16 protein-coding genes and 3 rRNA genes are annotated in these 22,353 nt (G+C 67.0%); 7 read left to right on the plus strand and 12 right to left on the minus strand.

Features of this window, described 5'->3' with window-relative positions:
• The first annotated feature begins 65 nt into the window (after positions 1-65).
• Both IW245_RS23835 and IW245_RS23840 read left to right on the plus strand, forming a co-directional pair.
• The gene (locus IW245_RS23835; protein ID WP_197005395.1) at positions 66-1,160 is read left to right on the plus strand and encodes a cysteine desulfurase family protein; all 1,095 of its coding nucleotides are present in this window, start codon (positions 66-68) and stop codon (positions 1,158-1,160) included.
• On the plus strand, positions 1,157-1,381 hold the full coding sequence (locus IW245_RS23840) for a sulfurtransferase TusA family protein (RefSeq protein ID WP_197005396.1): 225 nt from the start codon (positions 1,157-1,159) through the stop codon (positions 1,379-1,381). Before IW245_RS23835 ends, IW245_RS23840 begins: the two co-directional genes overlap by 4 nt.
• A gap of 63 nt (positions 1,382-1,444) precedes the next feature.
• Here IW245_RS23840 and IW245_RS23845 read toward each other — a convergent pair whose 3' ends face one another.
• The 3 genes from IW245_RS23845 to IW245_RS23855 all read right to left on the minus strand — a co-directional run bounded on the left by IW245_RS23845 (position 1,445) and on the right by IW245_RS23855 (position 4,115).
• On the minus strand, positions 1,445-2,422 hold the full coding sequence (locus IW245_RS23845) for a carbohydrate kinase family protein (protein WP_197005397.1): 978 nt from the start codon (positions 2,420-2,422) through the stop codon (positions 1,445-1,447).
• A 115-nt stretch (positions 2,423-2,537) separates the two neighbouring features.
• A complete protein-coding gene (erpA, locus tag IW245_RS23850; protein ID WP_197005398.1) occupies positions 2,538-2,912 on the minus strand; it encodes an iron-sulfur cluster insertion protein ErpA in 375 nt (124 codons plus the stop codon).
• Between the two features lie 111 nt (positions 2,913-3,023).
• On the minus strand, positions 3,024-4,115 hold the full coding sequence (locus tag IW245_RS23855) for a glycerate kinase family protein (protein WP_197005399.1): 1,092 nt from the start codon (positions 4,113-4,115) through the stop codon (positions 3,024-3,026).
• A 76-nt stretch (positions 4,116-4,191) separates the two neighbouring features.
• Here IW245_RS23855 and nadA point away from each other — a divergent pair, with 76 nt between their 5' ends.
• The 4 genes from nadA to IW245_RS23875 all read left to right on the plus strand — a co-directional run bounded on the left by nadA (position 4,192) and on the right by IW245_RS23875 (position 8,182).
• The gene (gene nadA, locus IW245_RS23860; RefSeq protein WP_197005400.1) at positions 4,192-5,358 is read left to right on the plus strand and encodes a quinolinate synthase NadA; all 1,167 of its coding nucleotides are present in this window, start codon (positions 4,192-4,194) and stop codon (positions 5,356-5,358) included.
• Positions 5,359-5,466: 108 nt separating this feature from the next.
• Positions 5,467-6,777, plus strand: a complete 1,311-nt coding sequence (gene murA, locus IW245_RS23865) for a UDP-N-acetylglucosamine 1-carboxyvinyltransferase (RefSeq protein WP_233473157.1) — start codon at positions 5,467-5,469, stop codon at positions 6,775-6,777.
• A gap of 51 nt (positions 6,778-6,828) precedes the next feature.
• Complete coding sequence (locus tag IW245_RS23870; RefSeq protein WP_197005402.1) at positions 6,829-7,458, plus strand: DUF3043 domain-containing protein; 630 nt, start codon at positions 6,829-6,831, stop codon at positions 7,456-7,458.
• A gap of 214 nt (positions 7,459-7,672) precedes the next feature.
• On the plus strand, positions 7,673-8,182 hold the full coding sequence (locus IW245_RS23875) for a DinB family protein (RefSeq protein WP_197005403.1): 510 nt from the start codon (positions 7,673-7,675) through the stop codon (positions 8,180-8,182).
• Positions 8,183-8,242: 60 nt separating this feature from the next.
• Here IW245_RS23875 and rrf read toward each other — a convergent pair.
• The 6 genes from rrf to serA form a co-directional block, all read right to left on the minus strand.
• Positions 8,243-8,359: ribosomal RNA gene (gene rrf / locus IW245_RS23880) — 5S ribosomal RNA — on the minus strand.
• 111 nt (positions 8,360-8,470) lie between these two features.
• A 23S ribosomal RNA gene (locus IW245_RS23885) occupies positions 8,471-11,581 on the minus strand.
• Positions 11,582-12,004: 423 nt separating this feature from the next.
• Positions 12,005-13,520: ribosomal RNA gene (locus tag IW245_RS23890) — 16S ribosomal RNA — on the minus strand.
• Together the 16S, 23S and 5S rRNA genes form the textbook arrangement of a ribosomal RNA operon.
• Positions 13,521-14,060: 540 nt before the next feature.
• A complete protein-coding gene (locus tag IW245_RS23895) occupies positions 14,061-15,152 on the minus strand; it encodes a branched-chain amino acid aminotransferase (RefSeq protein WP_197005404.1) in 1,092 nt (363 codons plus the stop codon).
• Positions 15,153-15,192: 40 nt separating this feature from the next.
• Positions 15,193-16,233, minus strand: a complete 1,041-nt coding sequence (locus IW245_RS23900; protein ID WP_197005405.1) for a 3-isopropylmalate dehydrogenase — start codon at positions 16,231-16,233, stop codon at positions 15,193-15,195.
• Between the two features lie 200 nt (positions 16,234-16,433).
• Complete coding sequence (serA, locus tag IW245_RS23905) at positions 16,434-18,044, minus strand: phosphoglycerate dehydrogenase (protein ID WP_197005406.1); 1,611 nt, start codon at positions 18,042-18,044, stop codon at positions 16,434-16,436.
• 279 nt (positions 18,045-18,323) lie between these two features.
• On the opposite strand from serA, the gene IW245_RS23910 reads away from it, so the two are divergent.
• Positions 18,324-18,629 (plus strand): hypothetical protein, encoded by a 306-nt coding sequence (locus tag IW245_RS23910; protein WP_197005407.1) that lies wholly within the window; start codon positions 18,324-18,326, stop codon positions 18,627-18,629.
• 189 nt (positions 18,630-18,818) lie between these two features.
• On the opposite strand, the gene ilvC is transcribed toward IW245_RS23910, so the two are convergent.
• The 3 genes from ilvC to IW245_RS23925 all read right to left on the minus strand — a co-directional run bounded on the left by ilvC (position 18,819) and on the right by IW245_RS23925 (position 22,344).
• A complete protein-coding gene (gene ilvC / locus IW245_RS23915) occupies positions 18,819-19,829 on the minus strand; it encodes a ketol-acid reductoisomerase (protein WP_197005408.1) in 1,011 nt (336 codons plus the stop codon).
• Positions 19,830-19,975: 146 nt separating this feature from the next.
• Positions 19,976-20,494 carry an acetolactate synthase small subunit gene (gene ilvN / locus IW245_RS23920; RefSeq protein WP_197005409.1) on the minus strand — a complete coding sequence of 173 codons (519 nt, stop codon included), beginning with the start codon at positions 20,492-20,494 and terminating at the stop codon, positions 19,976-19,978.
• Positions 20,494-22,344 carry an acetolactate synthase large subunit gene (locus IW245_RS23925; protein ID WP_372445229.1) on the minus strand — a complete coding sequence of 617 codons (1,851 nt, stop codon included), beginning with the start codon at positions 22,342-22,344 and terminating at the stop codon, positions 20,494-20,496. The genes ilvN and IW245_RS23925 overlap by 1 nt, the downstream gene beginning before the upstream one ends.
• Positions 22,345-22,353 lie beyond the last annotated feature (9 nt).

Consider the following 22,353-nt stretch of genomic DNA (forward strand, 5'->3'; position numbering starts at 1 on the left):
GTGTCCGACCCCGCGCAACGGTCGGGCACCGCCCCGCACGACTTCGCACAGGCTACGTTCAGGGTATGCGCAGCGGCTATCTCGACGCGGCCTCATCGGCTCCTTTGCACCCCGTGGCGCGGGAGGCCTGGGCCGCGGCCCTCACCGACGGCTGGGCCGACCCGGCCCGGCTCTACACCCAGGCGCGCCGCGCCCGCCAGCTCCTCGACGCCGCCCGCGCGACCACGGCCGACTGCCTCGGCGTGCGGCCCGACGAGCTGACGTTCTGCGCGAGCGGCACCCAGGCGGCGCACCTGGCCATCGAGGGCGCCCGCAGGGGCCGCAAACGCGAGTCGGTCACGCATTCGGCGGTCGAGCACTCCGCCGTCCTGCACGCCGCCGCCCTCGGCCCGGCCGTCGAGGTGCCGGTGGACCGACTGGGCCGGGTGGACCTCGCCGCCTGGACCGCCGCGATCACCCCTGAGACGGCCGTGGCGGCCCTGATGAGCGCCAACCACGAGGTCGGGACCGTCCAGCCCGTCGCGGAGGCTGCCGAGGCCTGCGCGGCACACGGCGTCCCGCTGTACGTGGACGCCGCCCAGTCCCTCGGCCGGCTCCCCGTCCCGCCCGGCTGGTCCCTGCTCACCGGCAGCGCGCACAAGTGGGGCGGCCCGCCCGGCGTGGGCCTGCTCGTGGTGCGCAAGGGCACCCGGTGGCGCCGCCCCGGCCCCGCCGACGAACGCGAGCCGGGCCGTGACCTGCCCTCCATCGTGGCCGCGGCGGCCTCGCTGCGCGCCGTGCTCGCCGACGCCGACGCCGAGGACACCCGGCTGCGGGCCCTCGTCACCCGGATCCGCGCCAGTGTGGCGAAGATCCCCGACGTCGAGGTGATCGGCGACCCCGACGGCCGGCTGCCGCACCTGGTGACCTTCTCCTGCCTCTACATCGACGGCGAGGCCCTGCTGCACGCCCTCGACCGGCGCGGCTACGCGGTGTCCTCCGGCTCCAGCTGCACGTCGTCGACCCTGCACCCCAGCCACGTACTCGTCGCGATGGGCGCGCTCAGCCACGGCAACGTCCGGGTGTCCCTGCACCGGGAGACGACGACCGACGACGTCGACGGTTTCCTCGCGGCCCTGCCGGAGGTCGTCGCCGGACTGCGGAAGGAGGCGGGAGTGTGACGATCACCATCGACTGTCTCGGTCAGCGCTGCCCGCTGCCGGTGATCGCGCTCGCCAAACGGCTGCCGGACGCGGCCGTGGGCGACGTGATCCGGGTGCTCGCCGACGACCCGGCCGCCGCCAACGACATTCCCGCGTGGTGCCGGATGCGGGGCCAGGAATACGTCGGCGGGCACACCGTGAACGGTGCGCCCGCCTTCGACGTGCGTCGCCTGAGCTGACGACCCAGGCCGGCACCGCAGGCCCGACCGGGCGCGCGGCGCGGTGTCAGCCGCGGATCCGACCTACTTGACCAGGAAGGGCCGGACCTCGGCCGCGGCGGCGTCGCCGTAGGAGTCCGCCAGCCGCTCCAGGAACCCGGCAGGCTTCACCTGGTACTCCTGCGTGCCCACCGTCTCCAGCACCAGCGTCGCCAGCAACGAACCGATCTGCGCCGACCGCTCCAGCGACAGGCCCCACGACTGCCCGGCCAGGAACCCGGCCCGGAACGCGTCGCCGACGCCGGTCGGGTCGTACGCGGCGATCTCCTTCGCCACCGGCACATGGATGCGCTCCATGCCCCGGCCGGTGATCTCCGCCCCGTCCTTGCCCAGCGTGGTGACCCGGATCTCGACCTTTTCCAGCACCTCGGCGTCGGACAGACCGGTCTTGCTCTCCAGCAGGCTCTTCTCGTACTCGTTCGTGAAGAGGATCTTCGCGCCGTCGATCAGCCGCAGCGCGTCGTCGCCGCTCATCCGGGCCAGCTGCTGCGACGGGTCCGCCGCGAACGCGATCCCCCGCTGCCGGCACTCGTCGGAGTGCCGCAGCATGCCCTCGGGGTCGTTCGCCCCGACGAGGACCAGGTCCAGCCCGCCGACCCGCTCGACGATCGGGCCGAGCTCGATGTCACGGGCCTCGGACATCGCGCCGGCGTAGAACGAGGCGATCTGGTTCATGTCGTTGTCCGTGGTGCACACGAACCGCGCCGTGTGTGCGATCTCGCTCACGTGCACGGAGTCGCAGTCGACGCCGTGCCGGCTCAGCCAGGACCGGTAGTCGTCGAAGTCGGCGCCGACCGCGCCGACCAGCAGCGGGCTCAGGCCCAACTGGCCCATGCCGAAGGCGATGTTGGCGGCCACTCCGCCGCGGCGGACGACCAGGTCGTCGACGAGGAAGGACAGCGAGACCTTGTGCAGCTGGTCCGCGAGGAGCTGCTCCGCGAACCGCCCCGGGAAGTGCATGAGGTGGTCGGTGGCAATCGAACCGGTGACTGCGATCTTCATCGATAGACCTTTCGGGTACGGACAACGCCGCGACAGAGTACCGAACATGCGAAAAGCCCCGCTAGAAGCGGGGCTTTCCAGCTTCCCCGGCCACCGGAGCGGAGGGGAGTCTTGCCTAGTGGAACGAGTCGCCGCAGGCGCAGGAGCCGCCGGCGTTCGGGTTGTCGATCGTGAAACCCTGCTGGTCGATCTTGTCGACGAAGTCGATCGAGGCACCCGCGAGGTACGGGATGCTCATCCGGTCCACGACGACCTCGAAGCCGTCGTACTCGCTGACGACGTCGCCGTCGAGCGAACGCTCGTCGAAGAAGAGCTGGTAGCGCAGGCCAGAACATCCGCCCGGCTGCACCGCGATCCGCAGGCGGAGGTCCTCACGGCCTTCCTGCTCGATCAGGGCCTTGACCTTGGCGGCGGCGGCGTCAGTGACACCGACGTTCTCAGCCTTGACCTCGGTCTTCTCGGTGGTCTCGGTGGTCTCCGAAACGGTCACGTGGTACTCCCTGGCGTGCCTGGTGATAGGTCCGCCTCGTACAACGTCCGTCGTCGTGGCGGTATTTCTCATGGTCGCACACCTGAGGCACCACATCCCAGCCCCGGGCCGTTACCTGCCCCACTGCTCCGCGAGCCGGGCGCCGATGGCGAAAAGCCCCGGACCGGGCTCCGCCATCGCCCGACCGACGTCCCCGAAGTGCTCCACCAGCGAGTGGATCTCGGCGATCCCCGCCGCGGCGGCCTCCCGCCGGCCCACCGTCGAACGGCCGGCGACCACGACGCACGGCGCGCCCTGCTCCGCCGCCGCCTCAGCGACACCCGCGACGACCTTCCCGCGCAGCGACTGGGCGTCGAACGAGCCCTCGCCCGTGATCACCAGGCCAACGCCCTCCATGGCCGCGTCCAGCCCGATCAGCGCCCTGACCAGGGAGATCCCCGACTCACGCCGCCCGCCGAGCGCGAAGATCGCCGCCCCGATCCCGCCGGCGGCACCCGCGCCGGGAGCCGTCGCGACCCCGTTTCCGAGTACGCCGCCGAAGTGCTCCAGAGCCGCGTCCAGCCGCAGGACGTCCTCCCGCGAGGCCCCCTTCTGCGGCCCGAACACGTTGCTCGCCCCGTGCAGCCCGGAGAGCGGGTTGTCGACATCCGTGGCCGCGACCAACGTCACACCGTCGAGCTTCACCGCGCCGTCCAGCGCCGCGCACCGGGCCAGCGCCGCCCCGCCGAGCGGCAGCGGCACCCCCTCGGCGTCGACCGGCACCGCGCCGAGCGCCGCGAGCATCCCGGCCCCGGCGTCGTTCGTCCCCGAGCCGCCCAGCCCGATCACGACCTCGGTCGCCCCGGCGTCCACGGCGGCCCGGACCAGCAGCCCCAGCCCGTACGACGACGTCACGTTCGGGTCGCGTTCGGCCTCGGTGAGCAGGTGCAGACCGGTCGCCTGGGCGCTCTCCACGTAGGCGGTGGACCCGACGAGCAGCACCGAGCCGGGCACCGGACGGCCCAGTGGGTCACTCGTGGCCACCGGGAGGACGGAACCACCCAGAACGCCCAGTACATCCAGAAAGCCCGGACCTCCGTCGGCCAGCGGCCGGCAGACGATCTCGTCGGCTGAGACGCTCGCCCACCCGGCACGAAGGGCCTCGGCGACGTCGGGGGCCGACAGCGTGCCGGCGAACTTGTCAGGACAGATGAGTACTCGCACCCCCCGATCCTCGCACCCGACCCCCGGGGCCCGGCACGGATGACCAGCGCGTCCCACCCCGTGGCAGGATTGGTGCGTGACTCAATGGCAGGAACCCTCCTCGACCGCCACCGCGCTGCTCCTGCTCGGCAGGGGCAGCGACCCGGGCTCCGAGCGCGGCGTCGACTGTCCGGGCGAGCTGCCGGCGGCCAGCGACCCGGGCCTCGTCGAGCGCGCCCGCGCCGCCAAGGCCGCCCTGGGCGACCGGGTGTTCGTCCTCGGCCACCACTACCAGCGCGACGAGGTCATCGAGTTCGCCGACGTGACCGGCGACTCCTTCAAGCTGGCCCAGCAGGCCGCGGCCCGCCCCGACGCCGAGTTCATCGTGTTCTGCGGCGTGCACTTCATGGCCGAGTCCGCCGACATCCTCACCACCCCCGACCAGCAGGTCGTCCTGCCCGACCTCGCCGCCGGCTGCTCCATGGCCGACATGGCAGTGCTCGGCCAGGTCGAGGACTGCTGGGACGCGCTGGTGGAGCTGGGCATCGCCGGCACCACGGTGCCGGTCACCTACATGAACTCCTCCGCGGACATCAAGGGCTTCGTCGGCCGCAACGGCGGCGTGGTGTGCACCTCCTCCAACGCCAAGCGCGCGCTGGACTGGGCGTTCGAGCGCGGCGAGAAGGTGCTGTTCCTCCCGGACCAGCACCTGGGCCGCAACACCGCCGTGCTCGAGATGGGCCTCACCCTCGACGACTGCGTGCTGTACGACCCGCACAAGAAGAACGGCGGCCTCACCGCCGAGCAGCTGACGAACGCGAAGATGATCCTGTGGCGCGGGCACTGCTCCGTGCACGGCCGGTTCACCCTGGAGAACGTCCAGGAGGTCCGCCGCCAGCGCCCCGACGTCAACGTGCTCGTGCACCCCGAGTGCCGGCACGAGGTCGTCCAGGCCGCCGACTACGTGGGCTCGACGGAGTACATCATCCGGGCCCTCGACGCCGCCGAGCCCGGCTCGTCCTGGGCGATCGGCACCGAGCTGAACCTGGTCCGCCGGCTGGCCAACGCCCACCCGGACAAAGAGGTCATGTTCCTCGAAAAGACCGTCTGCTACTGCTCGACCATGAACCGGATCGACCTCCCGCACCTGGTCTGGTCCCTGGAGGAGCTCGTCGCCGGCCGGGTGCCCAACCAGATCACGGTCGATGCCGACACCTCCCGGCACGCCAGGACCGCCCTGGACAGGATGCTCGCGCTGCCGTAGCGACCCACGACACGTCGGCGACCCAAGGGGTCGTCGATGTGTGCGGGTATGCTCGACCTTTGTGTGTCAGCAAGCCGGCGACCAGGTGGAGGCAACGTGACCGAGGACATGCTCGTGGTGCACGGAGGTGCGCCGCTACGGGGCGAAGTCCAGGTCCGGGGCGCGAAGAACCTGATCTCCAAGGCCATGGTGGCCTCGGTGCTCGGCACCGGCGTCAGCCGGCTGTACGACGTGCCGAAGATCAGCGACGTCGGCATCATCCGCGGCCTCCTGGAGCTGCACGGCGTCCGGGTGAGCACCGGCCCCGAGGGCGAGCTGGTGTTCGACCCCAGCAACGTCGAGCGGGCCAGCACCGACGAGATCAACGTGCACGCCGGGTCCAGCCGGATCCCGATCCTGCTGTGCGGCCCGCTGCTGCACCGGCTCGGACACGCGTTCATCCCCGACCTGGGCGGCTGCAAGATCGGTGACCGACCGATCGACTTCCACCTGGAGGCGCTCCGCCAGTTCGGCGCGACCATCGACAAGACCCCCGACGGGCTGCACCTGACCGCGCCGGAGCGGCTGCGCGGCACCAAGTTCGAGCTGCCGTACCCGAGCGTGGGGGCGACCGAGCAGGTCCTGCTCACCGCAGTGCTCGCCGAGGGCATCACCGAGCTGCGCAACGCCGCCGTGGAGCCCGAGATCGTCGACCTGATCTGCATCCTGCAGAAGATGGGCGCGATCATCAAGGTGCACACCAACCGGGTGATCGAGATCCAGGGCGTGGAGAAGCTCGGCGGGTACAACCACCGGCCGATCCCCGACCGGATCGAGGCCGCCAGCTGGGCCGCCGCCGCGCTGGCCACCAAGGGCGACGTGCTCGTCCGAGGGGCCAACCAGGTCGACATGATGACCTTCCTGAACACGTTCCGGTCGGTCGGCGGCGCGTTCGAGGTCCTCGACCACGGCATCCGGTTCTGGCACCCGGGCGACGAGCTCAAGGCCGTGGCCCTGGAAACCGACGTGCACCCAGGCTTCATGACCGACTGGCAGCAGCCGCTCGTCGTGGCCCTCAGCCAGGCCCGGGGCCTGTCCATCGTCCACGAGACGGTGTACGAGCGCCGGTTCGGCTACACCGAGGCCCTGAACAAGATGGGCGCCAACATCCAGCTGTACCGCGAATGCCTCGGCGGCACCCCCTGCCGCTGGGGCCGGCGGAACTTCCTGCACTCGGCCGTCATCGCCGGCCCGAGCAAGCTGTACGCCGCCGACCTGGAGATTCCCGACCTGCGCGCCGGGTTCAGCCACGTGATCGCGGCCCTGGCCGCCGAGGGCACCTCCCGGGTCTACGGCGTCGACCACTACATCGTCCGGGGCTACGAGGACTTCGACGGCAAGCTCGCCGCCCTCGGTGCCCGCACCGAACGCCCCGCGTAGCCTCCCCCGTTTCCCGGCTACTCTCGCAGGAGAGCTAGCTACCGAGAAAGTGTGCCTTCTGTGTTCAGTCGCCGCGATAAGACCGAGGACGCGCCCGTGACCGAGGTCGCCACCGACGCCCCCGCCGAGGGCGAGGCCCAGGCCGGGGTCAAGAGCCGTACCCCCGGCAAGGGCCGGCCGACCCCCAAGCGAAGCGTCGCGCAGGCCCGCAAGCCCGTCGAGCCCCCGCCGACCAACCGCAAGGAGGCCGCCAAGCGCGCACGGGCGGTCCGGATGGCCGATCGCGCGGACGAGCGGGCCGGCATGCTGCGCGGCGACGAGAAGTACCTGCTGCCCCGTGACCGCGGCCCGGAGCGGCGCCTGACCCGCGACATCGTCGACTCCCGGCGCACCGTCGGCACCTGGTTCTTCGCCGCGGCGCTGCTGATCCTCGTCGGCACCAACCCGGCCTGGCCGCTCGTCGTCCAGACGACCTCCCAGCTCCTCTGGCTCGTGATCGCCGTCCTGTTCGTCGGCGACTCGATCCTGCTGTCGCGCAAGGTGAGCAAGATGGTGTGGGAGCGGTTCCCGAAGACGGAGCAGCGCAAGCCCGGCCTGTTCATGTACGCGATCATGCGCTCGATCACGTTCCGCAAGCTGCGGATGCCGAAACCGCTGGTCAACATCGGCGACAAGATCTGACCCAGCACCGCAAGAAGGCCCACCGAGCTCCGGCCGGTGGGCCTTTTCCTGTCCCCGGACTCCGTTCGTGCATCTGGCCCGGGCCCCTGGGGCAGATGCAGCCCTGGAGCCGTTCATGGCCTGAGCCGTTCCTGGGCGCGGCGTCCGGGATGGGCGCGGCGTGCCGCTGCGGGTCCCTTTGTGTCCCGACAGGCGTTCAGGTCATGATGCGGGGGTGACCACATCCCCCTCGCGGGCGGAGCCGCCCCAGATCGCCGGCGAGAAGACCAGCCTCAGCGGGTACCTCGACTTCCACCGCACCACCCTGGAACTCAAGTGCGCCGGCCTCACAGCCGACCAGCTCCGCGACCGGTGTGTCCCGCCCTCCCGGCTCTCCCTGCTCGGCATCATGCGACACCTGGCCGACACGGAACGCCTGTGGGTCGCCAACCGGTACGCCGCCATGGACCTGCCCCCGCTGTTCTTCAGCGCCGACAACCCCGACGGCGACTTCGAGGACCTACAAACCCACGACCCTTCAGCGGTACTGACCACCTGGCGCGAGACCTGCGAACTCTCCCGTGACATCGTGTCCGCGGCCGCCCTCGACGACCTGGGCGCCCGGGCCGACGGCACCTCCGTCACCCTGCGCTGGATCCTGCTCCGCGTCCTCGAGGAGTACGCCCGGCACAACGGCCACGCCGACCTCCTCCGCGAACGCCTCGACGGCAGCACGGGCGTGTAGGGCCACGCCAAATAGACGAAGGCCCAACCCTTTTCAGGGTTGGGCCTTCGCTAAAAGTGTGTCCGGCGGCGTCCTACTCTCCCACCCCGTCCCCAGGGCAGTACCATCGGCGCTGAAGGGCTTAGCTTCCGGGTTCGGAATGTTGCCGGGCGTTTCCCCTTCGCTATGACCGCCGTAACTCTCTCAGAACAACAGCACCCGCACTGAACTCACACACTTTCGTGTGGGTTTGGTGGGTGTTGTTTTCTGTGAACCGTATAGTGGACGCGACAAATTTGCTTTGGTGTGGTGGTGAAGTCCTCGGCCTATTAGTACCAGTCAACTGAACCCGTTACCGGGCTTACATTTCTGGCCTATCAACCCAGTCGTCTAGCTGGGGGCCTTAACCCTCTAGGGGTGGGATACCTCATCTTGAAGCAGGCTTCCCGCTTAGATGCTTTCAGCGGTTATCCCTTCCGAACGTAGCTAACCAGCCGTGCTCCTGGCGGAACAACTGGCACACCAGAGGTTCGTCCGTCCCGGTCCTCTCGTACTAGGGACAGCCCTTCTCAAGTATCCTACGCGCACGGCGGATAGGGACCGAACTGTCTCACGACGTTCTAAACCCAGCTCGCGTACCGCTTTAATGGGCGAACAGCCCAACCCTTGGGACCTACTCCAGCCCCAGGATGCGACGAGCCGACATCGAGGTGCCAAACCATCCCGTCGATATGGACTCTTGGGGAAGATCAGCCTGTTATCCCCGGGGTACCTTTTATCCGATGAGCGACACCGCTTCCACATGCGAGTGCCGGATCACTAGTCCCGACTTTCGTCCCTGCTCGACCTGTCAGTCTCACAGTCAAGCTCCCTTGTGCACTTGCACTCAACACCTGATTGCCAACCAGGCTGAGGGAACCTTTGGGCGCCTCCGTTACATTTTGGGAGGCAACCGCCCCAGTTAAACTACCCACCAGACACTGTCCCTGAACCGGATCACGGTCCGAGGTTAGATACCCAAATCAACCAGAGTGGTATTTCAACGTTGACTCCACGAACACTGGCGTGCCCGCTTCACAGTCTCCCACCTATCCTACACAAGTTAATTCAAATACCAATGTCAAGCTATAGTGAAGGTCCCGGGGTCTTTCCGTCCTGCCGCGCGTAACGAGCATCTTTACTCGTACTGCAATTTCGCCGGGCCTGTGGTTGAGACAGTGGGGAAGTCGTTACGCCATTCGTGCAGGTCGGAACTTACCCGACAAGGAATTTCGCTACCTTAGGATGGTTATAGTTACCACCGCCGTTTACTGGCGCTTAAGTTCTCAGCTTCACCCCGAAGGATTAACCGGTCCCCTTAACGTTCCAGCACCGGGCAGGCGTCAGTCCGTATACATCGTCTTACGACTTCGCACGGACCTGTGTTTTTAGTAAACAGTCGCTTCCCCCTGGTCTCTGCGGCCATACAACGCTCCCCCAGCAAGTGGGATCACGTCTCCGGCCCCCCTTCTCCCGAAGTTACGGGGGTAATTTGCCGAGTTCCTTAACCACAGTTCACCCGATCGCCTTGGTATTCTCTACCTGACCACCTGTGTCGGTTTGGGGTACGGGCCGCTCGAAACTCGCTAGAGGCTTTTCTCGGCAGCATAGGATCATCCACTTCACCATAATCGGCTCGGCATCACCTCTCAGGCTGTATGAGACACGGATTTGCCTATGTCTCGCCCTACAGGCTTACCCCGGGACAACCACCGCCCGGGCTGGACTACCTTCCTGCGTCACCCCATCGCTCACCTACTACCCCCCAAGTTCCCAGCCCCATCAACCTCACCCCGAAGGGATCCGTCTCAGGAGGTGGTTAGTACAGGAAGGTTCAGCGTTTGCGCTTCTTCGCGGGTACGGGAATATCAACCCGTTGTCCATCGACTACGCCTCTCGGCCTCGCCTTAGGTCCCGACTTACCCAGGGCAGATTAGCTTGACCCTGGAACCCTTGGTCATCCGGCGGCAGGGTTTCTCACCCTGCATTCGCTACTCATGCCTGCATTCTCACTCGTGTGGCGTCCACAACTGGTTCACACCGCTGCTTCACTCGCCACACGACGCTCCCCTACCCACCCACACACCTGGACCCTTACGGGCCGGGCTATTGTGTGAGTGCCACAGCTTCGGCGGTGTGCTTGAGCCCCGCTACATTGTCGGCGCGGAACCACTTGACCAGTGAGCTATTACGCACTCTTTAAAGGGTGGCTGCTTCTAAGCCAACCTCCTGGTTGTCTATGCGATCCCACATCCTTTTCCACTTAGCACACGCTTAGGGGCCTTAGCTGGTGATCTGGGCTGTTTCCCTCTCGACTACGGAGCTTATCCCCCGCAGTCTCACTGCCACGCTCTCACTTACCGGCATTCGGAGTTTGGCTAACTTCAGTAAGCTTGTGGGCCCCCTAGGCTATCCAGTGCTCTACCTCCGGCAAGAAACACGTGACGCTGCACCTATATGCATTTCGGGGAGAACCAGCTATCACGGAGTTTGATTGGCCTTTCACCCCTAACCACAGGTCATCCCCCAATTTTTCAACATTGGTGGGTTCGGTCCTCCACGCGGTCTTACCCGCGCTTCAACCTGCCCATGGCTAGATCACTCCGCTTCGGGTCTAGGACACGCCACTGAGTCGCCCTATTCAGACTCGCTTTCGCTACGGCTACCCCACACGGGTTAACCTCGCGACGTATCGCTAACTCGCAGGCTCATTCTTCAAAAGGCACGCCGTCACCTCCCGCACAAGGCGGTCAGCTCCGACGGATTGTAGGCACACGGTTTCAGGTACTATTTCACTCCCCTCCCGGGGTACTTTTCACCTTTCCCTCACGGTACTAGTCCGCTATCGGTCACCAGGGAGTATTTAGGGTTACCAGGTGGTCCTGGCAGATTCACTGCAGATTTCAGGGGTCCGCAGCTACTCGGGATACCACTCCAGAAAGACTGTGCGCTTTCACCTACCGGACTCTCACCGTCTACGGTCGACTTTTCCAAGCCATTCGACTAACACACAATTTTTTGACTTCCCGATCCTTCGGCAGAAGAATCCAAGTGGTCCCACTACCCCGATGACGCAACGCCTGCCGGCTATCACACGCCACTCGGTTTACCCTCATCCGCTTTCGCTCGCCACTACTCACGGAATCACATGTTGTTTTCTCTTCCTGCGGGTACTGAGATGTTTCACTTCCCCGCGTTCCCTCCACACGCCCTATGTGTTCAGACGTGGGTAACCAGACATGACTCTGGCTGGGTTCCCCCATTCGGAAATCCTGGGATCAACGCTAGGTTGGCAACTCCCCCAGGCTTATCGCAGCCTCCAACGTCCTTCATCGGCTCCTGGTGCCAAGGCATCCACCGTGTGCCCTTATCAACTTGACCACAACATTGACCAAAGTAAATAAGATGCTCGCGTCCACTATACAGTTCTCAAAAAACAACCAACCCCACACCACCACCCACAACACCAACACCGAACCCACCATCACTGGCATCGTCGACCGGTATGTCGCAGAAGGCGCGGACTGTGTCCTCGCATGAAAGACATCCCCAGCAGTCTGCGGACCCCAGATGCTTGCATCTGCTGTCCGCAGGACCATGGTTTGTTCTTTCAGGACTCAACAGGGTGTCTTACAACTCCAACCGCACCACTCTTCCGTTCCCACCAGCGAGCTGGCTGTACTAGGGGTTGTGGCCGTTGTCGGAGTTGAACTAGTTAGTGTCTCCACCATTAAGCACACCCCCACCAGGACACTCGCCCAGTGCGGGGTCTTTGACCGCTTTCGCGGTAAAGAGGCTCCTTAGAAAGGAGGTGATCCAGCCGCACCTTCCGGTACGGCTACCTTGTTACGACTTCGTCCCAATCGCCAGCCCCACCTTCGACGGCTCCCTCCCTTACGGGTTGGGCCACCGGCTTCGGGTGTTGCCGACTTTCGTGACGTGACGGGCGGTGTGTACAAGGCCCGGGAACGTATTCACCGCAGCGTTGCTGATCTGCGATTACTAGCGACTCCGACTTCACGGGGTCGAGTTGCAGACCCCGATCCGAACTGAGACCGGCTTTTTGGGATTCGCTCCACCTCACGGTATCGCAGCCCATTGTACCGGCCATTGTAGCATGCGTGAAGCCCTGGACATAAGGGGCATGATGACTTGACGTCATCCCCACCTTCCTCCGAGTTGACCCCGGCAGTCTCCCATGAGTCCCCACCATAACGTGCTGGCAACATGGAACGAGGGTTGCGCTCGTTGCGGGACTTAACCCAACATCTCACGACACGAGCTGACGACAGCCATGCACCACCTGTGAACGCCCCCGAAGGACACTCTATCTCTAGAGTTTTAGCGCACATGTCAAACCCAGGTAAGGTTCTTCGCGTTGCATCGAATTAATCCGCATGCTCCGCCGCTTGTGCGGGCCCCCGTCAATTCCTTTGAGTTTTAGCCTTGCGGCCGTACTCCCCAGGCGGGGTGCTTAATGCGTTAGCTGCGGCACGGAGACCTGGAGAGGTCCCCACACCTAGCACCCACCGTTTACAGCGTGGACTACCAGGGTATCTAATCCTGTTCGCTCCCCACGCTTTCGCTCCTCAGCGTCAGTATCGGCCCAGAGACCCGCCTTCGCCACCGGTGTTCCTCCTGATATCTGCGCATTTCACCGCTACACCAGGAATTCCAGTCTCCCCTACCGAACTCTAGCCCGCCCGTATCGGTTGCAAGCTCCAGGTTAAGCCTAGAGTTTTCACAACCGACGCGACGAGCCGCCTACGAGCTCTTTACGCCCAATAAATCCGGACAACGCTCGCACCCTACGTCTTACCGCGGCTGCTGGCACGTAGTTGGCCGGTGCTTCTTCTGCAGGTACCGTCACTTGCGCTTCGTCCCTGCTGAAAGAGGTTTACAACCCGAAGGCCGTCATCCCTCACGCGGCGTCGCTGCGTCAGGCTTCCGCCCATTGCGCAATATTCCCCACTGCTGCCTCCCGTAGGAGTCTGGGCCGTGTCTCAGTCCCAGTGTGGCCGGTCGCCCTCTCAGGCCGGCTACCCGTCGTCGCCTTGGTAGGCCATCACCCCACCAACAAGCTGATAGGCCGCGAGCCCATCCCTGGCCGAAAAACTTTCCACACAGATCCCATGCGAGACTGTGTCGTATCCGGTATTAGCCACCGTTTCCGATGGTTATCCCGAAGCCAAGGGCAGGTTGCTCACGTGTTACTCACCCGTTCGCCGCTCGAGTACCCCGAAGGGCCTTTCCGCTCGACTTGCATGTGTTAAGCACGCCGCCAGCGTTCGTCCTGAGCCAGGATCAAACTCTCCAATAAGGTTTGTTTGCACCCCGGCAAAGAACAATAGCTGGCAAAGATATTACTTTGCCGCTGTTGTCCATTACCAAAGGAATCCACATCTCCAGCCGAAGCTGGGACGGGGTAAATCATAATTGGCACTAACTTTCCGACACCCTGTTGAGTTCTCAAAGAACAAACACACACCACTCAGCAGTCGTTAAACCGCCCTGGGGGTTTTGTTTCTGTAACGCTATCACGTTCGCTCCCGGCTAGTTCTTTCGAACCCCGCCCGGGGCAACCGCTCTAACCTACCAGGCTCGGTCTTCCGTGTCAACCGGATGTTTCCGATCTTCACTTCGTCCTCACCCGCCCGCCGTCAACCCCCGGCTCTCACCGGCTGATCTTCGTTGGACTTTCACCAGACCGACCAACCGCTTTCGCGGTCTTGCCCGGCTCCCTGGCGACTTGGAGAACTCTACCCGCCCCGTTCCAACCCCGGACACCGGGGGTCCACCTATCGTCTGACCTGCGAAAACGGGGCCGACGCGATGCGTCGACCCCGTTTCGGCGTACCCGTCAGATCGCTTTGTGGACCCAGCCGTGGGTGTCCGTCGCGCGGCCCTGCTGGATGTCGAGCAGCTGCGAGCGGAGCTTCAGGGTCACCTCGCCCGGCTGGCCGTCGGCGACCGTGAACTCGCCCGAGGCGGAGCGCAGGGTGCCGACCGGGGTCACCACGGCCGCGGTGCCGCACGCGAAGACCTCGCGCAGCCGGCCGTTCGCGGCGTCGGCCCGCCACTCGTCCACCGAGTAGGGGCGCTCGACCACCTGGTGGCCGGCCTCCCGGGCGAGCGTCATGATCGAGTCCCGGGTGATGCCGGGCAGGATCGTGCCCAGGGGCGGCGTGACGAGAGTGCCGTCGTCGTACACGAAGAAGATGTTCATGCCGCCGAGCTCGTCGACGTACTTGCGCTCCGTGGTGTCCAGGAAGACGACCTGGTCGCAGCCCTCACGGGTCGCCTCGGCCTGGGCGACCAGCGAGGTGGCGTAGTTGCCGCCGCACTTGGCCGCGCCGGTGCCGCCGGGGGCCGCCCGGGTGTACTCCTCGGAGATCCACAGCTTGATCGGCTTCGGGCCGCCCTTGAAGTAGGCGCCGACCGGGCACGCGATCACGCCGAACAGGTACTCCGCCGACGGGCGCACGCCGAGGAAGACCTCGGACGCGATCATGTACGGCCGCAGGTACAGGCTCGACTCCGCCTGGCCCGGGATCCACTTCTCGTCGACCTCGACCAGCTCTCTGATCGCCTGGAGGAACAGCTCCTCCGGGATCTCCGGCATGGCCATCCGGCGCGCCGAGTCGCGGAACCGGCGGGCGTTGGCCTCCGGGCGGAAGAGGGTGATCCCCGCCGCCGTCCGGTAGGCCTTCATGCCCTCGAAGATCTCCTGCGCGTAATGCAGCACGGCGGTCGCCGGGGACATCGGGATCGGGCCGAACGGTTCGACGCGGGCGTCGTACCAGCCCTTCGAGTCCGCGTAACGCACCGTGACCATGTGCTCGGTGAATACCTTCCCGAACCCGGGATTGACGAGCTGCGCCTCGCGCTCCGCGTCGGAGACGGGAGTCTGCGTGAGGTTCCGCTGGAAGCCAAGGATGTCACCGCCGGTCATGGCGCGTACCTCCGGTCGTTCGATGAGAGCTTAACGAGGGTTAGGCTACCCGCTCCGCTACCCGGTCGCCGACTGCGGACGTGCTCAACGTCTGGCCCGGCGTGCGGGTCGTGAGCTCCTCGGACACCGCTGCGGTCACCCGGGCGGCCTCGTCGGCGTGTCCCAGATGTTCCAGAAGGAGCGCGACGGACATGATCGCGGCGATCGGGTCGGCGATCCCCTGGCCGGCGATGTCCGGCGCGGAGCCGTGCACGGGCTCGAACATCGACGGGTACGTGCCGTCCGGGTTCACGCAACCGCTGGCCGCCAGCCCGATGCCCCCGGTGACGGCGGCGGCGATGTCGGTGAGGATGTCGCCGAACAGGTTGTCGGTGACGACCACGTCGTAGCGCTGCGGGCGGGTCACGAGGAACATGGCGGCGGCGTCCACGTGCTGGTACTCCGTCTCGACCCCCGGGAACTCCTTCGCCACGGCGTCGAACGTGCGGGTCCACAGGCCGCCGGCGTTGACCAGCACGTTGCTCTTGTGCACCAGGGTCAGCTTCTTGCGGTCGCGCTTCGTGGCCCGGGCGAAAGCGTCGCGGATGACCCGCTCGACGCCGTGCCGGGTGTTGAGGCTCTCCTCGGTGGCGACCTCGTGCGGCGTGCCCTTGTGCAGGGTGCCGCCGGCGCCCGCGTACAGGCCCTCGGTGCCCTCGCGGACCACCACGAAGTCGATCTCGCCGGGCTTGACGCCGGCCAGGGGGCTGGTGGTGCCGGGCCAGAGGCGGGAGGGGCGCAGGTTCACGTACTGGTCGAAGTCGAAGCGCAGCTTGAGCAGGAGGCCGCGCTCCAGGATGCCGGGCGGCAGGTTCGGGTCGCCGGGGCGCCCGCCGACCGCGCCCAGCAGGATCGCGTCGTGGCCGGCCAGCTCGTCCTGGACGCTCGGCGGGAGGACCTCGCCGGTGCGGAGGTAGCGCTCGGCGCCCAGGTCGTACTCCGTGGCGTCGATACCGGGGAGGACCGCGTCGAGGACCTTGCGGGCCTCGGTGATCACCTCACCGCCGATGCCGTCGCCCGGGATAACCGCGATGCGCGCCACGCCAAACCTCCTTGATGGGTACCTGTCCGGCCACGCTACCTGGCTTCCCATTTCTTGGCCGGGTTCTCCCAGCATGTGGACGGTGTGCAGGACGGCCGGAGGCGCGGCGCTGTCCTGGGCGACGGACAGCCGGGCTGGTGGGGACGCGAAGAGGCGGGGCACCCGACCGGTGCCCCGCCTCCTGGGTCGTGCTGGTGCCGCTACGCCTCGGTGAGGTCCACGGTGCAGGCGCTGCTCGCGCCGACCACGGCCGCCGCCGAGCTGAGCAGCTCGCCGTGCACCGGCGAATCCACCGCGAGAGCCATCAGCGCGTCGCCGCCGGCGCTCAGGCGGGCAACCTGCATGCCGGCGATGTTCACCCCGGCCTCGCCGAGGAGGCCACCGATGGCGCCGACGATGCCGGGCCGGTCGGCGTACCGGAAGAGGATGACGTTGCCCTCGGCCGGCACGTCCAGGTCGAAGCCGTCGACCTCGGTCAGCTTGGCGACCTCGCGCGGGCCGGCCGTCAGGGTGCCCGACACGCTCACGGTGCGGCCGTCCGGCAGGGCGCCGCGCAGGGTGAGCAGGTTCTGGTACTCCGGGCTGTCCTCGAACGTCGCGAGCGTGATCTCCACGCCGCGCTCCTTGGCCAGCAGCGGGGCGTTGACGTAGGTGACCTGGTCGGCCACCACGTCGGCGAACAGGCCCTTGCTCGCGGCGAGCTGGAGGACCGACACGTCGTGCTGGGCCACGTCGCCGCGGACCTCGACGACCACGTTGGCCGCGACGCCGCCGGCCACCGCCGTGTACACCCGGCCCAGCTTCTCCGCGAGCGGCAGCAGCGGGCGGATCTCCTCGTGCACCACGCCACCGACCTGCACGTTCACCGCATCGGGGACGAACTCGCCCTGCAGCGCGAGCTTGACGCTCTTGGCGACCGCGAGACCGGCCTTGTCCTGGGCCTCCACCGTCGAGGCGCCCAGGTGCGGCACCGCGACCACGTTCTCGAACGCGAACAGCGGCGAATCGGTGCACGGCTCCTTGACGAACACGTCGAGGCCGGCGCCGCCGACGTGCCCGCTGGCCAGCGCGTCGGCCAGGGCCGCCTCGTCGATGAGGCCACCCCGGGCGGCGTTGACGATCCGGACGCCCTTCTTGGTCTTCGCCAGCTCCTTGGCACCGATCAGGCCCACGGTCTCCGGGGTCTTCGGCAGGTGGATCGAGATGAAGTCGGACTCGGCGAGCAGCTCGTCCAGGCCGACCAGCTTGATCCCGAGCTGCGCGGCGCGGGCCGGCTGCAGGTAGGGGTCGTAGGCGATCAGCTTGACGCCGAACGCGGCCATCCGCTGGGCGAACAGCACGCCGATCCGGCCCAGGCCGACGACGCCGACGGTCTTCTCGAAGATCTCGACACCGGTGTACTTCGACCGCTTCCACTGGCCCTGCTTGAGCGCCGAGGCGGCCGGCACGGTGTGCCGCGACACGGCGAGCAGCAGCGCGACGGCCTGCTCGGCGGCGGACACGATGTTCGAGGTCGGCGCGTTGACCACCATGACGCCTCGGGCGGTGGCCGCCGGCACGTCGACGTTGTCCAGGCCGACGCCGGCCCGGGCGACGATGGCCAGCTTCGTGCCGGCCGCGAGGGCCTCGGCGTCGATCTGGGTGGCGCTGCGGATCAGCACGGCGTCGGCGTCGGCGAGCGCGGCCAGCAGGGCCGGGCGGTCGGTGCCGTCGACGTGGCGGACCTCGAAGTCGTCGGCGAGCACGGCCAGGGCGGCCGGGGCGAGTTCTTCGGCGATGAGCACGACGGGAAGCGTGGTGGGAAGGTTCATGCGATCCTCAAGGAGTCTGTGAAGTGGCGGTGGCGGGAACGCCACGCTGCGCTCCGCATCCAGGTCCATCGTGTGGCCTGGCCTTCCGCTCCTGATCCTACGGGGTGGGATGGGGCCGGCGTCCAGGGGTGCGCAATGCGACATTCACCTCATCGTTCGGGCTGGTCGCGGGCCCGTTCCAGAACTCATTCAAGATCATCATTTGGTACGCATTGACCGTTCACAATTTTTTGGTTAAGAATCCTTACTGTGCTTCCACCCCCTCCCAGAGGAGTCACAGTGAAGAGAATTCTCGCCAGCGCCGCCGTCGTCGCGGCCGCCTCCCTATCCCTGATCGGCGCGACCGGCGGCCCCGCCTCGGCCGCCGGGACCTGCACGAAGTACCTCAACGGCTCCAACGTGGGTACGGCCACGTGCACCGGGCTCGCGCCGGGCACCCGGTGGCGGTACGTCGTGGAGTGCACCCCGAACAGCACCCCCGGCGGATACGCCGCCTGGGGCACCATCGTCACCGGCGACGGCACCTCGACGGCCACCTGCCGGCCCGATCAGCGGGCCATCGACGCGGGCATCTTCCTCGCGTAGGCCCACCCGCGAGTGGAGTGCCGCCGTCACCGGCGACACCCCACTCGTAACAAGTAATGAAGTTGATTTGGCTTTGGATCCAACGCTGGTGGCCCGCTGAGGGCCGCGCTGGCAAACGAAAGGAACACCCGTCAGGGCAGCGCCCTGCGGGTGTTCCTTTCGTGCAGTCCAGCGTCGTTCTCAGCGGGTCTATGCAGTCTCGGTGATGGGGTTGTCCACCCAGGACATCATGCCGCGGAGCTGCTTGCCGACCACCTCGATCGGGTGGTTGGCGTTCTCCTCGCGCAGCTTGGCGTAGTTCGGCCGGCCGTTCTCGTCCTCGGCGACCCATTCGGCGGCGAACCGGCCGTCCTGGATCTCGGCGAGGATCTTCTTCATCTCGTCCTTGGAGACGCTGCTGACGGCGCGCGGGCCCCGGGTGTAGCCGCCGTACTCGGCGGTGTCGGAGACCGAGTAGTTCATCTTCGACAGGCCGCCCTCGTAGAGCAGGTCGACGATGAGCTTGAGCTCGTGCAGGCATTCGAAGTAGGCGACCTCGGGGGCGTAGCCGGCCTCGGTGAGGACCTCGAACCCGTTCTTGACCAGGTCCGCGACGCCGCCGCAGAGGACGGCCTGCTCGCCGAACAGGTCGGTCTCGGTCTCCTCGGTGAACGTGGTCTCGATGACGCCGGCGCGGGTGCCGCCGATGCCCTTGGCGTAGGCGAGCGCGAGGGCCTTGGCGGTGCCCGTCGGGTCCTGCTCCACCGCGATCAGGCACGGCACGCCCTTGCCGTCCACGAACTGGCGGCGGACCAGGTGACCCGGGCCCTTCGGCGCGATCATGATGACGTCGACGTCGGCCGGCGGCTTGATCAGGTCGTACCGGATGTTGAGGCCGTGGCCGAACGCGAGCGCCTTGCCGGCGGTCAGGTTCGGGGCGATGTCGTGGGCGTAGATCGAGCGCTGCGCGGTGTCCGGCGCGAGCACCATGATCAGGTCGGCCTCGGCGCACGCGTCGAACGGGGTGAGGACCCGCAGGCCCTGCTCCTCGGCCTTCGGGCGGCTCTTGGAGCCCTCCGGGAGGCCGACCCGGACGTCGACGCCGGAGTCGCGCAGGGAGAGGGCGTGGGCGTGGCCCTGGGAGCCGTAGCCGAGGACGGCCACCTTCTTGCCCTGGATGAGGCCGAGGTCGGCGTCGTCGTCGTAGTAAACGTTGACCATGGTTTTAGCCTTTCGTGGGGACCCGCTGAGGACGACGATGCGTGCGTCGCGGAGAACCCGGCATACAACACCGGTATGCCGGAACCTCCGCGCCTTCGCCTCCCCGCCCTCAGCGGGCCAAGATGCCAGATCAAAAACAAGACGAGTTAGGCGACAGACCGCAGTGTCGAGCCGCTGGTGATGGATTTCGCGCCGCGGCCGACCGCGACCAGGCCCGACTGGACCATCTCCTTGATGCCGAACGGCTCGAGCATCCGGAGCAGCGCTTCGAGCTTCTCCTTCGTGCCCGTGGCCTCGATGATCACGGCGTCGGGTGAGACGTCGACGACCTTCGCCCGGAACAGGGTCACTGTCTCCAGGACGTGCGAACGGCTGGCCAGGTCGGATCGGACCTTCACCAGGAGGAGTTCGCGCTGGACGGAGCCGGTCGGCTCCAGTTCCACGATCTTGAGCACGTTGATCAGCTTGTTGAGCTGCTTCGTGACCTGCTCGAGTGGCTGCTCGGCGGCGTCGACGACGAGCGTGATCCGGGAGATGCCCGGCTGCTCGGTCTCGCCCACCGCGAGGGAGTCGATGTTGAAGCCGCGCCGGGAGAACAGGGCCGCGACCCGGGCCAGGACGCCGGGCTTGTTCTCCACGAGGACGGACAGGGTGTGCTTGCTCATCACAGGTCATCCTCGTCGAAGCTGGGGCGCACGCCGCGGGCGAACAGGATCTCGTCGTTGCTGGTGCCGGCCGGGACCATCGGCCAGACCATCGCGTCCTTGCCGACCACGAAGTCGATGACGACCGGCCGGTCGTTGATCTCCATGGCCTGCTTGATCACGGCGTCGACCTCGTCGGCCGACTCGCAGCGCAGCCCGACGCAGCCGAGCGCCTCGCCGAGCTTCACGAAGTCGGGGATCCGGGGCCTGTCCTCGGTGGCGTGGGTGCCGAGGCCGGTGTTGGAGTACCGGCCGTCGTAGAACAGGGTCTGCCACTGCCGGACCATCCCCAGGTTGCCGTTGTTGATCACGGCGACCTTGATCGGGATGTTCTCCAGCGAACAGGTCGCCAGCTCCTGGTTGGTCATCTGGAAACAGCCGTCGCCGTCGATCGCCCACACGGACCGGTCCGGGGCGCCGACCTTCGCGCCCATGGCCGCCGGGACCGCGTAGCCCATCGTGCCGAGGCCGCCGGAGTTGAGGAAGGTGCCCGGGTTCTCGTACGAGATGAACTGGGACGCCCACATCTGGTGCTGGCCGACGCCCGTGGCGTAGATGGCGTCGGGGCCGACGAGCGCGCCGATCCGGCTGATCACGTACTGCGGGGACAGGGTGCCGTCCTCGTGCTCGGCGTAGCCCAGCGGATAACGGTCGCGGATGTCGTCCAACTGCTCCCACCAGGCCTTCAGGCTCGGGTGGTTCTCGCCGACCGCCTCGATCAGCGCCGCGATGATGATCTTCGCGTCGCCGACGATCGGGACGTCCGCGTGCCGGTTCTTGCCGATCTCGGCCGGGTCGATGTCCGCGTGGATGACGGCCGCGTCCGGGGCGAAGCTGTCCAGCTTGCCGGTGACCCGGTCGTCGAACCGCGCGCCCAGCGTGATCAGCAGGTCGGCCTTCTGGAGCGCGAACACCGCGCCGACCGTGCCGTGCATGCCGGGCATGCCCATGTGCTGCGGGTGGCTGTCCGGGAAAGCGCCCCGGGCCATCAGCGTCGTGACGACCGGCGCGCCGGTCAGCTCGGCCAGGGCCTTGAGCTCCTCGGTGGCGCCGGCCTTGAGGACGCCGCCGCCGACGTACAGCACCGGGCGGCGGGCCGTGGCGATCAGCTTCGCCGCCTCGCGGATCTGCTTGCTGTGCGGCTGGGTCGTCGGCCGGTAGCCGGGCAGGTCCATGGTCGGCGGCCACTCGAAGACCGTCTGCGCCTGGAGCACGTCCTTCGGGATGTCCACCAGCACCGGGCCGGGGCGGCCGCTGCCGGCGACGTAGAACGCCTCGGCGAGGACCCGCGGGATGTCCTTGCCGTCCTGGACCAGGTAGTTGTGCTTCGTGATCGGCATGGTGATGCCGTGGATGTCCGCCTCCTGGAAGGCGTCCGTGCCGATCGCGGCCCGCGACACCTGGCCGGTGATGGCGACGATCGGCACCGAGTCCATGTAGGCGTCGGCGATCGGGGTGACGAGGTTGGTGGCACCGGGGCCGGAGGTGGCCATGCAGACGCCGACCCGGCCGGTGGCCTGGGCGTAACCCGTGGCGGCGTGGCCGGCGCCCTGTTCGTGGCGGACCAGGATGTGGCGCACGCTGGAGTCGTACAACGGGTCGTATGCCGGCAGAATCGCCCCACCCGGAATACCGAACACCACCTCTACGCCGAGCGCCTCAAGCGACGCGACGAGCGACTGGGCGCCGGTCAGGGCGCGGGCGGCCTGGCTTTCTGGTTTGGTCATCGGGATATCCCATGCTCTGGAAAGTTGTGGAGGCTGGGCAACAAAAACCGCCCTCGTGCAGGTGCACGGGGCGGGGCGCGTCATCGGATCACG

The organism is Longispora fulva (genome assembly GCF_015751905.1).
Classification (GTDB): domain Bacteria; phylum Actinomycetota; class Actinomycetes; order Mycobacteriales; family Micromonosporaceae; genus Longispora; species Longispora fulva.